This window comes from Paenibacillus sp. NPDC057967, assembly GCF_042887015.1.
GTDB lineage: Bacteria > Bacillota > Bacilli > Paenibacillales > Paenibacillaceae > Pristimantibacillus.
Map to the genome: position 1 here is coordinate 48,073 of NZ_JBHVQB010000010.1, position 13,757 is coordinate 61,829.

The 13,757-nt window shown below is 49.7% G+C and carries 13 protein-coding genes; 10 read left to right on the forward strand and 3 right to left on the reverse strand.

The window, feature by feature from the left end; translation table 11 throughout:
• Positions 1–177: 177 nt before the first annotated feature.
• From ACFVSO_RS24000 to ACFVSO_RS24010, 3 genes are all read left to right on the forward strand, one after another.
• Positions 178–1,518 carry an ABC transporter substrate-binding protein gene (locus ACFVSO_RS24000; RefSeq protein ID WP_387478565.1) on the forward strand — a complete coding sequence of 447 codons (1,341 nt, stop codon included), beginning with the start codon at positions 178–180 and terminating at the stop codon, positions 1,516–1,518.
• Positions 1,519–1,636: 118 nt separating this feature from the next.
• Positions 1,637–2,497 (forward strand): carbohydrate ABC transporter permease, encoded by an 861-nt coding sequence (locus ACFVSO_RS24005; RefSeq protein ID WP_387478568.1) that lies wholly within the window; start codon positions 1,637–1,639, stop codon positions 2,495–2,497.
• A 23-nt stretch (positions 2,498–2,520) separates the two neighbouring features.
• A complete protein-coding gene (locus ACFVSO_RS24010) occupies positions 2,521–3,393 on the forward strand; it encodes a carbohydrate ABC transporter permease (RefSeq protein ID WP_387478571.1) in 873 nt (290 codons plus the stop codon).
• Positions 3,394–3,517: 124 nt separating this feature from the next.
• On the opposite strand, the gene ACFVSO_RS24015 is transcribed toward ACFVSO_RS24010, so the two are convergent.
• Positions 3,518–3,661 carry a hypothetical protein gene (locus tag ACFVSO_RS24015; protein WP_387478574.1) on the reverse strand — a complete coding sequence of 48 codons (144 nt, stop codon included), beginning with the start codon at positions 3,659–3,661 and terminating at the stop codon, positions 3,518–3,520.
• 421 nt (positions 3,662–4,082) lie between these two features.
• Here ACFVSO_RS24015 and ACFVSO_RS24020 point away from each other — a divergent pair, with 421 nt between their 5' ends.
• The 6 genes from ACFVSO_RS24020 to sdaAA all read left to right on the forward strand — a co-directional run bounded on the left by ACFVSO_RS24020 (position 4,083) and on the right by sdaAA (position 11,317).
• Positions 4,083–5,141 carry an acyltransferase family protein gene (locus ACFVSO_RS24020; protein WP_387478577.1) on the forward strand — a complete coding sequence of 353 codons (1,059 nt, stop codon included), beginning with the start codon at positions 4,083–4,085 and terminating at the stop codon, positions 5,139–5,141.
• A gap of 779 nt (positions 5,142–5,920) precedes the next feature.
• Positions 5,921–7,021 (forward strand): redox-regulated ATPase YchF, encoded by a 1,101-nt coding sequence (ychF, locus tag ACFVSO_RS24025; protein WP_387478580.1) that lies wholly within the window; start codon positions 5,921–5,923, stop codon positions 7,019–7,021.
• 261 nt (positions 7,022–7,282) lie between these two features.
• Positions 7,283–8,353, forward strand: coding sequence for a peptide chain release factor 1 (gene prfA / locus ACFVSO_RS24030; RefSeq protein WP_387478583.1), 1,071 nt, complete (start codon positions 7,283–7,285; stop codon positions 8,351–8,353).
• Between the two features lie 129 nt (positions 8,354–8,482).
• A complete protein-coding gene (gene prmC, locus ACFVSO_RS24035; protein WP_387478586.1) occupies positions 8,483–9,442 on the forward strand; it encodes a peptide chain release factor N(5)-glutamine methyltransferase in 960 nt (319 codons plus the stop codon).
• 251 nt (positions 9,443–9,693) lie between these two features.
• Complete coding sequence (sdaAB, locus tag ACFVSO_RS24040) at positions 9,694–10,446, forward strand: L-serine ammonia-lyase, iron-sulfur-dependent subunit beta (protein WP_387478589.1); 753 nt, start codon at positions 9,694–9,696, stop codon at positions 10,444–10,446.
• Positions 10,424–11,317 carry an L-serine ammonia-lyase, iron-sulfur-dependent, subunit alpha gene (sdaAA, locus tag ACFVSO_RS24045; protein WP_387478591.1) on the forward strand — a complete coding sequence of 298 codons (894 nt, stop codon included), beginning with the start codon at positions 10,424–10,426 and terminating at the stop codon, positions 11,315–11,317. The genes sdaAB and sdaAA overlap by 23 nt, the downstream gene beginning before the upstream one ends.
• 131 nt (positions 11,318–11,448) lie before the next feature.
• Here the strand turns inward: sdaAA and ACFVSO_RS24050 are convergent, their stop codons facing one another.
• Both ACFVSO_RS24050 and ACFVSO_RS24055 read right to left on the reverse strand, forming a co-directional pair.
• A complete protein-coding gene (locus ACFVSO_RS24050) occupies positions 11,449–11,886 on the reverse strand; it encodes a carboxymuconolactone decarboxylase family protein (RefSeq protein WP_387478594.1) in 438 nt (145 codons plus the stop codon).
• Between the two features lie 54 nt (positions 11,887–11,940).
• Positions 11,941–12,843, reverse strand: coding sequence for an RNA polymerase sigma-70 factor (locus ACFVSO_RS24055; RefSeq protein WP_387478597.1), 903 nt, complete (start codon positions 12,841–12,843; stop codon positions 11,941–11,943).
• A 146-nt stretch (positions 12,844–12,989) separates the two neighbouring features.
• Here ACFVSO_RS24055 and spoIIR point away from each other — a divergent pair, with 146 nt between their 5' ends.
• Entirely contained in the window at positions 12,990–13,718 is a 729-nt protein-coding gene (gene spoIIR, locus ACFVSO_RS24060) for a stage II sporulation protein R (protein ID WP_387478600.1), read from the forward strand.
• The last annotated feature ends 39 nt before the right edge of the window (positions 13,719–13,757 follow it).

Genomic DNA, 13,757 nt, shown 5'->3' on the forward strand with positions numbered 1-13,757 from the left:
GTACCCCTGAAGGCCATAGGAATGTCCCCCCCGTTATTAGAGGAATGTCCCCCCGAAAACGCCCTCCAAGCCGTTGACGACCCAGTAGATATGTCCTAACATTTTGAGTGTAGGGCAAACGAATTCCGGTCTAATGATCCGGCTGAGGTCCTAATAACACTAAGGGGGATTTTCGAAGTGAAGAAATCAGCATTGACTATCGTAAGCTTGCTTCTCGTGATGACAATGTTCCTTGCTGCTTGTGGCGGCAATAAGAACAACTCTACAGGCGGTGCAAGCAACACGCCTTCGAGCACGCCATCTGAAACAACAGAACCATCCAAAGCACCAGACCCTGTTAACCTTCGTGTATTCTCCACATTCGGCGGTACTGACGCAGCTCGCGAAGCTTTCCAAAAAGCGCTTGACGAGTTCACAGCAGCTAACCCGCATGTGAAAATCGAAAACGACACTATGTCCGCAAACGATGACGGCTTTAGAACAAAAGTAAATACAGACATGACAAGCGGCAACGAGCCGGACCTTCTGTTCTACTTCATCGGTACTGACGCTTCTGAAATTATCAAATCCGAAAAAGTTGTTCCTTTGGACGAGGTTCTGGATGCTGACCCAGAGTGGAAAAACGGTTTCGCTCCAGCAGCTCTTGAATTCGCTAAACATGAAGATGGCAAAACATACGCAATTCCTTTGACAGGTTTCTTTGAAGGTCTGCTTGTTAACAAAAAGATCTTCGCTGACAACGGCCTTGAGCTTCCTACTGATTGGGACAAAATGAAAGCAGCTGTTTCTGGCCTGAAAGCAAAAGGCATCATTCCTTTGTCCGGTCCATTCGACCAATCACACTACCTGCTTGAGCACTTCATTCTGGCAGCTGCTGGTACTGAAAGCCAAAACAAAGGTCTGAAAGAAGCAGTAGATCCAAACTGGGCAAAAGGCCTGGAAGCTATGAAAGAACTGTATGACCTTGGCGCATTCCCAGAGGACGCTGCAACAATCGATCTTGGTATGGCAGCGAACTACTACTCCGAAGGTCTGGCAGCTATGGTCCTTGAAGGATCGTGGGCAATCGGCGGTCTATCCGACGAGACTAAAGCGAACACAACTGTTCTTCCTTTCCCTGCAATCCCAGGCGGAGCAGGCACTGGCAAAGACGTAGTAGGCGGCTTCGGTACTGGTTTCTACGTATCCAAAGCAACTTATGACGACGCTGCTAAGAAAGAAGCTTCAATCGCATTGCTGAAACACCTGACTTCACCATCTACAATTAAAAACATTGCTGAAGCTAACGGCGGTACGCCTGCAGCTGCTGGTGTTGAGCCAGAAGGCGTGACACAAGCTGTTCTTGACGGATTCAAAATGGTATCGGAAGCAACTTCCGTTAACTCGCCAATTGACTCCAAAGTTACGCAAGAAACTTTCTCCGAGCTTCGTGCTAACGTTCAGCCTGTCGTAACAGGCAAGAAAACAGCAGCTGAAGCAATTGATGCGGCTAAGAAAATCGAAGACGCAGCTAAGTAAGAACGTTTCTAACGAGTCATTCGCGCAAGGACAAAATGATAGCCGCCGCCCCTCTGATTCATGGGCGGCGTCATCATTTCCGAACCTTGCGGCAGAAAATAAACATCAAAGGTGATAAATGATGAAGGGCGATCGTAAGTATATCGTGATGTTTCTGTTGCCGGCGGCAGCATTTATGTCAGTGTTTTTGTACTATCCGTTCTTTAAAAGCTTGTTCCTTAGCTTCTTCAGAACAAAAGGGTTTACGACAAGAACGTATGTCGGCTTCGATAACTATATCCGCATGTTCTCAGACAATTTGCTTGGCGCCGCCACCCTTCATACATTGGAATTAATGTTTTATGTTATTGTGTTCCAAGTGGGTATCGCGCTGTTTCTGGCAGTCTTAGTTGACAATATTACTTGGGGCAAGAGCTTTTTCAGAACCGTATTTTTCTTCCCGGTTGTGATATCGGGTACAGCTATTGCATTGCTGTTTGTATTGTTCTACAACTTCCAATTCGGATTGCTCAACACGATTTTGCAAAACCTTGGTTTCTCGAAAATCAATTGGCTTAGCGAAAGCATGGCCCTCAAAGCAGTTGGTATTCCAACCGTATGGCATTATGTAGGTTTTTATTTCGTACTATTCCTAACCGCGATGTCCAAGATTCCATCCGACTTTTATGAAGCGGCGAAGCTGGAAGGGATAACGGGCGTTAAGAAAACGTTCCTGCTAACCATTCCGCTGATCATGAGCGATATCAAGGTAGTCATCACGCTGGCGATTACGGGCACGCTGAAAGTGTTCGAATTCATCTACGTGTTGACAAGAGGCCAGAACGGAACGGAAGTACTCGGTACTTACATGTATAAGAAAGCAATGGTAGACCAGAACTTCGGTTATGGCTCGACAATTGCTATCTATATCGTAGTCTTCGGCGTACTCTTGTCTCTGCTCGCCAACCGACTTCTGAAAAGAGATGAAATCACATACTAAGCTGGTATTAGGGGTGTACGTTTATGCAACAATTAGCAAGAGGAGAACAAAAAGTCTATAAACGAAAAAAGATTAACTTTAGTATAGGCCAATTCTTTTCATACCTCGTATTGTTCGCTTGGTCGATGTCGACTATTTACGCCATGTTCTGGATCGTGAACAACTCGTTCAAGGTATCCCGTGACGTCATGAACAACTCGTTTAAAATCGCATTTGATCCTGTAATGGTTAACTATACAAATGCATTCGACCGTATCAATATTGGCAAAGGGTATTTGAACAGCTTGATCATGTCCGGCGGTACAGTATTGCTCGTGCTTTTTTTCGGCGGACTTGCGGCGTACGTTCTGTCCCGATTCAATTTCCGAGGACGGAAAGCATTGTTCTCTATTCTTTATGCAAGCTTGCTTATTCCGGCATTCGCGACAGTCGTTCCCGTCTACGAATTGCTGATCAAAACGCAATTGGTCAACACGTACTTTGGTCTCATGTTCCCGCAGACGGCTGGCAACCTGACTTTTGCTATTCTGGTTCTGGCGGGTTATATGGCCACGATTCCGAAGGAGCTTGAGGAAGCCGCCTTTATTGACGGATGTAATCGATTCTCGTTATTTACCAAGATCTTGTTGCCGATCTCAAGACCAGCATTTGCATCCGCAGCGATCTTTGTATTCCTGTGGTCATATAATGACTTGTTCTCAGCTCTGATCTTTGTTAACAAAGAAGCGGTTCGCCCAATCGTATTACTGCTGAGTGAGATCAGCTCCCAGTACGGTACGGACTTCGGTCTGATGGCAACTGCCGTCTCGCTTACCGTTGTGCCGGTATTGATCGTGTACTTGTTTATTTCGAAGTATATCGAGAAAGGCCTGACAGAAGGTGCAGTGAAAGGTTAATTCTTTCCTGCTGGAATCGGATAAGTGGAGTGACTCTGCAGCCACGCAGTGGCCGGTATGGACCGGCTGCAGCGTGGCTGTATGAGTTTGCGGCTTCTCGACTAGAGGAGAGATCATGAAGAGGTTAGTCTGTTTTTTTGTTGGTAGAAGAGAAGTTGGTTACAGACTTGGCGTCCTCTACGGTATCGTTCACGAAAGCCATGTCCTGATTTTTGGCTTTCATCTTCGTGGTTCCTTTGTAGTTGCCTTTATGCGATTGATTTTCCATTGTCTTCACCTCCTGCTGTTCCTTAGTATGGCCTTCGCAGAGAGGAGCATTCCGGTGCAGGTTACTATTTTTTTCTAGCAATGAAGTATTTTTGACGTGGAATAAAGGTACTGCGACGAAAACGGCTCCAACTCCATAACCGTTAATCACGGTCTGGATTTACGACCGTCAATTTATGGTATACAGGTCACACCAAGAGGGTATCTGGCTGACCTATCGTTTGGATGCTGACTGCCGGCATTAATAAATGACCTTTGGTATAAATACATCAGGCAATCTGGGAGAAAGTATCGCATTTTCTTGGCAAGCAGAAGTGTAGTAGATTGTATTTAATAGATAACTATCGAATTATGTTAAAGTATCAACAAAAAGCCGGTAAAGTATGGTATAGTTTTGAAATACTTTAAAGGCAGGTTTAAAAATGAGAAAACAAAACGTCACTATACAAGGACTCCGCGGTTTACTTGCGCTATTAGTTGTTATATTTCATAGTTATTCGGGGCTGGAATCTATAAGTTTGATAGCTCCCTTACAAGGTCCATTACAATGGATTGGGTCTATGGGGTCAGTATCGGTTAATTTGTTTTTTGTTATTAGTGGATATTTAATATTACAAAGTCTCACCCGACATCAAAATTTGAAAAAGTTTTTTATAGATAGGATCTTGAGAATATATCCTGTTTTTGTCGTAATTCATCTTTTAATCTTTATGGCAGGACCTATTATAAATTATGATTGGATGAGTGGAATATCAATTAAAGATTACGTAATCCATTTTTTTTCAAACTTATTGTTATTACCAGGGATTTTTCCTTCGCTTCCAGAAGCACAGCTTGTCGCTTGGTCCATAAGCTACGAGTTTTTATTTTATCTACTTGTCGGTTTAGTATTCGGTGCGTCGATAAATCGAAGTTCTAGTAAGAGTTCTCTAATTATAATTGTAGCTTTAATTATTTCAGTGCTTTTCATTTATTTTCACCCTAGGGCATTGTTTTTTATTGTCGGCATCATTCTTTTTAAATTAATCGATAAAATAAACGAGAAAGTTACGTACAGACCTTGGTTTTATTTTAATGGAGTTATATTATTAGGAGTAATATTAGTAACTTATAACGCTTTGCATATTAGTATTTCGTTGTTGTTTAGTTTCTTGTTTTTTAAAACGGTAATAAATGAAGAAGGTCTTCTATCGCGTGTTCTACGAACTAAAGTTTTTAAATTTCTTGGAGATATCAGCTATAGCCTTTATTTATGGCATACGTTCGTAATGTTTCCTTTGAAAATAGTAATATTAAAAATTTCCAATATCACCCAGATTCCTTTTATCCTGTTATTAATTTTTACGGTACTTTCGATAAGTATTTCAGTATTAGTATCTCATTTATCGTACCATTGGATTGAACAGCGATTTACGAAATATATTAAATCAAGGATTTATCGTGTTCGAGATTCAAGAACACCACTTCAAAGGACGTTATAACGTAGTTGGTCCATACTGTAATAAAACGGAGCGCCACATCGGTGCTCTTTTCATTTTTAGAAAGGTGGAAATATATGAAACGGCTAGAGGGTGGTCTGTTACGTATTAAGCTCGGCGCAGCGCACCAACGGCGGTGCGACAATAACCTACCAATGCGAGCACGTATTGGCGACGCTGACGGACGATGTACTGTTCCAGTTTCACACGGTCGGCAATCTTGGGGTCTATACAGCGGATGTCATATCGTATGTGTTGTAAGCGCAGGAAACAATCCGTTGGCAACTCGGAACGCCCAGCTTCTCTCGGCAGTTTGAGTATAACTGAGAGAGCGCAAGCCTTTTAGCCGCGCTGTACTGTGCCCCTAAGCCATTCGCACAAGAGTTCATGTGGATGTGGGATACAACTGCCTATTCGTGGAATATCAATCTTGTAGAGCCTCCTAGCGGGCACACAGGCGTGTATCCGGTACGGGGTAAATATGCAGGGGATTACAAACAGAAAACAACAGTCAGTGTCATTGTAAAATTAGACAGAGGAACATAAAAGTTTCAGATTCTATCGTTTTCTTTCGGATTCTCATTTTTAATGACGAAATAAGCCCCCAAATCCATTGTCACTACTGGATTCCTGGAGTTTTGTATGTCATCAGTCTTATTCTTTCATATACCAATGGCGTCGCAGGAGGGATTCGAAGGTTGGCAATTCCCCAGTGATCCTTTTATTGTGGGGACTCATCAGTTATAATGTCCAAAGATATAGTGACTAGGAGATGATTTAATATGCCACTTTCTTGTGGGATTGTAGGTCTGCCGAACGTGGGCAAGTCGACCTTGTTTAATGCGATTACGCAAGCGGGAGCGGAGTCTGCGAACTACCCGTTCTGTACGATTGATCCTAACGTAGGGGTAGTAGAGGTGCCGGATGACCGTCTGGACAAGCTCGTGGAGCTGGTTGTGCCTAAGAGCATTGTGCCTACCGCATTCGAATTTGTGGATATTGCGGGTCTTGTTGCCGGCGCGAGCAAAGGCGAAGGTTTAGGCAATAAGTTCCTTGCGCATATCCGTGAAGTTGACGCGATCGTGCATGTCGTGCGCTGCTTCCAGGATGAGAACATTACGCACGTGGCTGGCAAAGTCGATCCGATCAGCGATATTACCACGATTAATCTGGAGCTGATTTTGGCGGACCTGGATACGGTGGAGAAGCGGATCGAGCGTTCGCGTAAAAACTTGAAGGGCGGAGACAAGAAGGTCGCTCAGGAAGTGGAAGTATTGGAGCGCCTGAAGGAATCGCTATTCAACGATAAGCCGGCGCGCAGTCTGGAGCTTACGGACGATGAGAAGCTGCTGGTACGCGATCTGCATCTATTGACGATGAAGCCGGTCTTGTATGCGACGAACGTCAGTGAAGCAGAGGCAGGCGGTACTGACGACAATGAGTACGTACAAATCGTACGCAAGTTCGCTGCCGAGCAAGGCGCAGAAGTGGTGCCAATCAGTGCGAAAGTGGAATCGGAGATTGCCGAGCTGGAAGGCGAAGACAAGGAGATGTTCCTGCAGGAGCTGGGTATGGCGGAATCGGGACTTAACCGGTTGATTCGTGCGGCATACAAGCTGCTTGGATTGTACACATACTTCACGGCAGGTGTGCAGGAAGTACGTGCGTGGACGATTCGTCAAGGCACGAAAGCGCCTCAAGCGGCAGGCGTCATTCATACCGACTTCGAGCGCGGCTTTATCCGTGCAGAGGTCGTGTCGTTCGATGACTTGGCAGCGGCAGGTTCTATGGGCGTGGCTCGCGAGAGAGGACAGCTTCGTCTGGAGGGCAAGGAATATGTGGTGCGCGACGGAGACGTTATGCACTTCCGCTTCAATGTATAGAGCAAGACGGGGATCATAACGGGCCGAATAGAGAAGAGCATTCGGCCGTGTAATGAAGCGCGTGAGGCTGTCCTGGACAAGGGCACTCGCGCGCTTTATTTGAATAAAATAAATGCGATGTGGACAAGATGTGCACAGTGTGTGGATGAATTGTGGATAAAAAAGATGCAGTGGTTAAAACCTCATATCGATACACCCTTCGGGATGTGCTATAATATTGATATTGTATATCTTAATGGAATAAAACAGAGGTGAATAAACGTGTTTGACCGATTACAAGCACTCGCCGACCGATATGAGAAGCTAAGCGAGCTTCTATGCGATCCGGACGTAGCCAGCGATCCGAAGCGGCTTAGAGATCTGTCCAAGGAGCAATCCGATCTACAAGAGGCGCATGACGCCTATACGGAATATAAGCAGGTTACGGAGCAATTGGAAGACGCCAAGCTGATGCAGGGCGAGAAGATGGACGATGAAATGCGCGAAATGGTCAAGATGGAGATTGATGAGCTGTCCACGCGCAAGAACGAGCTGGAAGAGACGATGCGTATTCTGCTCCTGCCGAAGGACCCGAACGATGACAAAAACGTTATCGTGGAAATTCGCGGAGCGGCAGGTGGTGACGAAGCGGCCTTATTCGCTTACGAACTGTATCGCATGTATACGAAATTCGCGGATTCCCAAGGCTGGCGTGTAGAGCTGATGGAATTCACAGAGAATGATCTCGGCGGCTTCAAAGAGGTAATCTTCTCCATTAACGGCAAAGGTGCGTACAGCAAGCTGAAGTATGAGAGCGGCGCGCACCGCGTACAGCGTATTCCGGTAACGGAGTCTGGCGGACGTATTCATACGTCCACGTCGACGGTAGCGGTAATGCCGGAAGTGGAAGAGGTCGAAGTTGAAATTCTGGACAAGGATATTCGGATCGATACGTTCTGCTCCAGCGGCGCAGGCGGACAATCCGTCAATACGACCAAGTCAGCGGTACGCGTTCTACACGTACCGACAGGCATCATGGCAACTTGCCAAGACGGCAAATCGCAGAATGACAACAAAGCGAAGGCGCTTCAAGTGCTTCGCGCACGGATCTACGATATCCGCCGTCAGGAAGAGGAAGCCAAGTATGCGGGCGAGCGCAAGAGCAAAGTGGGAACAGGCGACCGGAGCGAACGGATTCGCACGTACAACTTCCCGCAAAGCCGTGTGACGGACCATCGCATTAACCTGACGCTGCATCGTCTGGATTCGGTGATGAACGGCGATATTGCGGACATTATTTCCTCGCTCACGATTGCGGAGCAAGCGGAAATAATGGAGCGCGAGTCGATGTAAGCGAATGAAACGATAGAGACATGCATTTGCTTGTCACATAGATGCCGGATTGCCGCGCACATTGCCTAGTGCAAGCGAGGGCAATTCGGCTTCTTTGTTATAGGGGCTGGACCAAAGGAGGACTTTGATATGACTGTTGAGCAAGCGCCGGAGAAGAGCTGGCACAGCTTGCCGATGTCGCTTCGGGAAGCGCGAGATCGCGCCGGGGCATGGCTGGAGCAGCAGGGCGTGGAAGATGGACGCAGCCATGCAGAGCGGCTGCTTCTGCATATTCTGGGTATCGATCGTGCTGCGCTGCTGATGGCGTGGCATGATGCTTTCCCCGAGAGCGGGCTGCCCGTGTGGGAGTCGCTGGTACGCCGCAGGGCGACTGGAGAGCCGCTGCAATATGTGATCGGGGAGGAATGGTTCTACGGGCGTCCGTTCGCGGTGACGCCCGCCGTCCTTATTCCGCGCCCCGAGACGGAGCTGCTCGTGGAAGCGGTACTGGCCGCTGCCGATCGCCTCTGGCCTCCGACAGCCGAAGATGGCGCCGCCGCGCCGACAGTCGTCGACGTCGGCACCGGCAGCGGCGCCATTGCCGTGACGCTATCAGCTGAGCGTCACGGCTGGCGCGTATGCGCGTCCGACCTGTCGCCGGACGCGCTGGAAGTCGCCCGCGCGAATGCGGCCCGCCACGAGGCATCGGGCCGCATCGCCTTTGCGCCGGGCGACTTGCTCGCGCCCTTCATCGCTTCAGGGCGCGGGGGCACAGCCGTCGATGGCGGCAAGCGCATCGACGTGCTCGTGAGCAATCCGCCGTACATACCGGCGGCGGATATGCCGGGCTTGCAGCGCGAGGTGCGGGATTACGAGCCGCATCTCGCGCTGGAGGGCGGAGCGGACGGGCTCGATCCGTACCGCCGCATGCTGGAGCAGCTGCCGCTGCTCCCGGCCATGCCGCGCATCGTCGCCTTCGAGCTCGGCATGGGCCAGCCTGCCATCGTCGCGGAGCTGATGCGCGCGATGGACGTCTGGGACGATATTCGCATCATTACTGATTACAACGGAATTGATCGGCATATTGTAGCGGTCAGAACTGCTCAATAGAATGGCGTTGCCGATATCGGGATGATGAAAAGATGGACGGAACGGACGCTGCTGATTGGCTATGCCAATCAGCAGCGTCCGTTCCGTTTTTTTGCGGCAGGGCATGGTTGAAGGGAATCTTGTCAGCATACACTACAGTGACAACAACAAGCGGAATGATGGATTTCGTCCGGTTGGAGCGCTGCCGCTTAAGCATTGGATCACATGCGGTATCCCGTTAGTTGAACGACTGATACGAGAGCAGGTGTCCGATGAGATTCAAGGATGTATTCTCGATTATCGGTCCGGCTATGGTCGGACCGTCAAGCTCGCATACAGCTGGAGCCGTCCGAATCGGCCGTTCAGCCAGGCATCTGCTTGGCGCTGCGCCTGTGAAGGTGGGCGTCGCGTTCTATGGCTCCTTCGCCGCTACGTATGCCGGCCATGGTACGGATGTTGCCATTATCGGCGGCATTCTTGACTTCTCGACGGATGACGCCCGTATCCCGGATGCAATCTCTCTGGCGGAGGAGATGGGGATAGAGGTCAATTTTCGCGAAGGAAAGGGGTTGTATCCACATCCCAATACGGCTCGTATAAAGCTGACAAGCGCAGCGGGAGAGAGCATAGAGACCGTGGGTATTTCCATTGGCGGAGGTAATATTGAAATCGTAGAGATTAACGGCTTCCGGGTGAAAATGACTGCGATCTATCCAACACTGGCGCTCTTTCATGCGGATCTTCCAGGAGTGATTGCAGATATTACGGGTGAGCTGAAGGAGGAGCATTCCAATATCGGCTATATGTCCGTCGATCGGAAAAGCCGCAGCGGAGATGCGTTGACCGTCATTGAGCTGGACACGGACATTACAGAAGTTATGCTAAGCCAGTTGAGGCAAATCCATGCGATTCAGACGATCCGAGTGGTCGATATTACAGATAAATTTTCGGCGGCGAAGAAGCTGCAAAGTCCCGAGGAAGGGCCGAAAGGAGCGGAGGAGAATGAGGTTTCGCCATCTGAATGAGCTAGCCAAGCTATGCGCCGATGAAGACGCGAGCATCGGGGAAATGATGGTTGCGGAGCAGGCCGCTGAATCCGGGCAATCACCAGATGCCGAATTCGCGAAGATGGCCGATTATTATGCCGTGATGAAGGATGCGGTTCTACGGGGGCTGACGGAGGACACAACTTCCCGTAGCGGGCTAACGGGTCTCGATGCTCAGCGGGTCGCTGCCTACAATAAGCGATCTCCCTCCAATCTGGGCATCGCGGGAGATGCAATGGCCTATGCGCTGGCTGTATCAGAGGTGAATGCTTCCATGGGTCGCATCATTGCGACGCCGACGGCTGGCTCTTGTGGCATTATTCCCGGGGTGTTCGTCAGCTGCCAGGAGCGTTACGGCTGGTCGGACGAGCATATGACCTATGGCTTGTTCGCGGCGGGCGCGATTGGGTATGTCATTGCGAATAACTCCTTTGTATCCGGCGCGGAAGGCGGCTGTCAGGCGGAGGTTGGCTCCGCGATCGGAATGGCGGCAGGCGCGCTGACAGAGCTGCAGGGCGGCAATCCCGCTCAAGCGGTACATGCGGTAGGGCTGGCATTGAAAAACACACTCGGGCTCATCTGTGATCCGGTTGGCGGGCTGGTGGAGGTGCCTTGCATCGTGCGCAACGGCTTTGGTGCGGTGACCGCCCTGGCGGCGGCCGATATGGCACTTGCGGGCGTGCGCAGCGCTATTCCGTCGGATGAAGTCATTCAGGTGATGCTGGAGGTGGGCTCCGCCATGCCGGACAAGCATCGCGAGACCGCCGGCGGAGGGCTTGCCCAGACGCCGACCGGCAAAGCGATATTGCGCAATCTGAGTTCTCTGCGTACGAAGCCAAAGCAGTCATGACCTGGTTGATTCAATCGCAGCCAATAGTCAGTGTCTATCCGCATAACTGCACCAATCGAAGAACCGCCCCTTTCGCATCGCATGCGGAGAGGGCGGTTCTGTTCGAGTGATCTGAAAGGATGGGCGAAGGTCTACTCCGGCATCAAGCCGGTTGTAATGGCAATGCGGTTCCAGCCGTTAATGGTAACGATAGCCATGATGAGCTCGGATAATGATTTGTCATCGAAGTGCTTGGATGCTTCTTGGTATACCGCATCAGACACATGCTGGGTTGAGATCAGGGTAACCGCTTCTGTCAACGCCAGCGCAGCTTGCTCCTTCTCCGAAAAAAACGATGTATCTCTCCAAGCATTCAGCGCATAGATGCGCTGTTCAGTTTCTCCCTCGCTCCGTGCTTCCTTCGTATGCATATTGATACAGAACGCACAGCCGTTTATTTGTGACGCGCGAATTTTCACCAATTCAATGATCGGCTTCTCCAGGCTGGAGGCTCTTACGAATTTCTCCATGCCGCTCATCGCTGCATACGCCTCCGGATTCACTTGATGGATATTTATTCGGTTGCTCATTTCATCCACACTCCTTGTCTGATGTGGCCGATTCCATATGAAACGGCTATATATCTAAGACAAATTAGCATCCGTTTTTGTGACATGTGATAGCTTATCGGGATTCATAACGAGATAGATTCGAGTGATTTTCTCGCCGGAAGCGTCCCACTGGAAGGTGAGCACTCTGGCTGCATGCCCGTCTTGTATGAGCAGCAGACCGGATTGCCCGCTGACCATAGCGGGAATGTATGCCCCGCTGCTTGGCTGGTTTCCTTTGCGGGCGAGTCCCTCGTAGAACGCCACAATGCGGTCGCGGCCCAAAATAGGGAAGATTGCGGCGCGTACTTTGCCTCCGCCGTCTGAGACCATAATGGCGTCTTCCGACAGCATGCCAACTAACACAGCTGTGTCGCCGGTCTCCGCTGCCCGGATGAATGCGCCGGCTAGCTCCAGGGCTCGTTTGTTGTGAAAGGAGGGGGTATCGGGCAGAACGCCAAGCTTCTCCTTGGCTCTGCTCAGCAGCTTGCGGCAGTTGGCCTCGGACTTGCCAACAACCTCAGCAATGTCCGAGTAGTCGAAGGCGAATGTCTCTCTAAGCACAAATACGGCTCGTTCGATAGCGCTTAAATTCTCCATCATAACCAGCATGGCATAGGTAATGGTCTCTGTCTGCTCAAGCTTGTCAGCCGGATCGCCTTGCCCGTGATCGCTGTAGATCACGGCAGGTTCGGGCAGCCAGTTGCCGACATACGTCTCCCGTCTCTTGCGGGCGGATTGCTGCTCATTCAAGCAGCGATTGGTGACCATTTTCGCCAGATAGGCTTTTTCATGCTCGATACCCTTCCGGTCCAACTGATAATAATCCAGGAATACCTCCTGAACGATATCCTCGGCGTCGCTGAGGGAACCTAGCATTCGATAAGCCAGGCTAAGCAGCAAGGGACGGTAGGCTTTATAAGGCTGCGGTTCTTGCATAGGGCTATTCTCTCCTTCTCTTATTCCACTTGAATTTATAATAGCCTGATAGGTTTATAGATTTGCCTTCACGGGCATAATGACGGATAGAGACGTTCCGGAACGCAAGCAGACGCACCGGCGGGTGCGCGAGAGGAGCTTGTGTCATGTCCCGTACTTATTCCTATTCTTCCTATCGTTCGGTTTCCCCTTTTCGTTTTCCTTATCGCAAATCCTATGGCTTTATTATAATGATTTTGATGGTATTGATCATGAGCTGGGAATCGCAACAAATGGATGCTGCCTTGGCAAAGGGCGGAATTCCCGAAGAAGCGATCCGGCTTCGTATATTGGCTCATTCGGACAGTCCGTCCGATCAGCTTGTTAAGCGTGTTGTGCGTGATGAAGTTGTAAAAGCAATGAATAGCTGGGCGACTGGGCAGCAGACGATCGAAGAAGCCCGTGCGACTATTCAGTCCAAGCTGCCGGAGCTGCAGCAGCTCGTAGCGAGTGTGCTGCAGAACAGGGGCTTCGTCTATGATTCCAGTGCTGAGCTTGGTCTGGTTGAATTTCCGACCAAAATGTACGGCAACAAAGTTTATCCTGCAGGCCAATATGAAGCGCTGCTGATTACAATCGGGGAAGGACAAGGGCAAAACTGGTGGTGCGTGCTGTTTCCTCCACTATGCTTTGTTGACGCTGTGTCAGGTGAAGCTTCAGCGGCATCCGGTCCCGTGCAAGAAAGCGCTGCGGTGACAGTGTCAGCAGACTCGGATACAGCAGACAATGATGTCACAGCAGCGGCTGAGAATCATGGAACGGACGCGCCGAAAGCAAAGTTTTTTCTATGGGAGCTGCTGCAGTCGCTGATTGACTGGATTAAATCCTTGTTCTAAGATTCCCCATTGCGCGCCGTTATTCCTAGCTCAATAGGA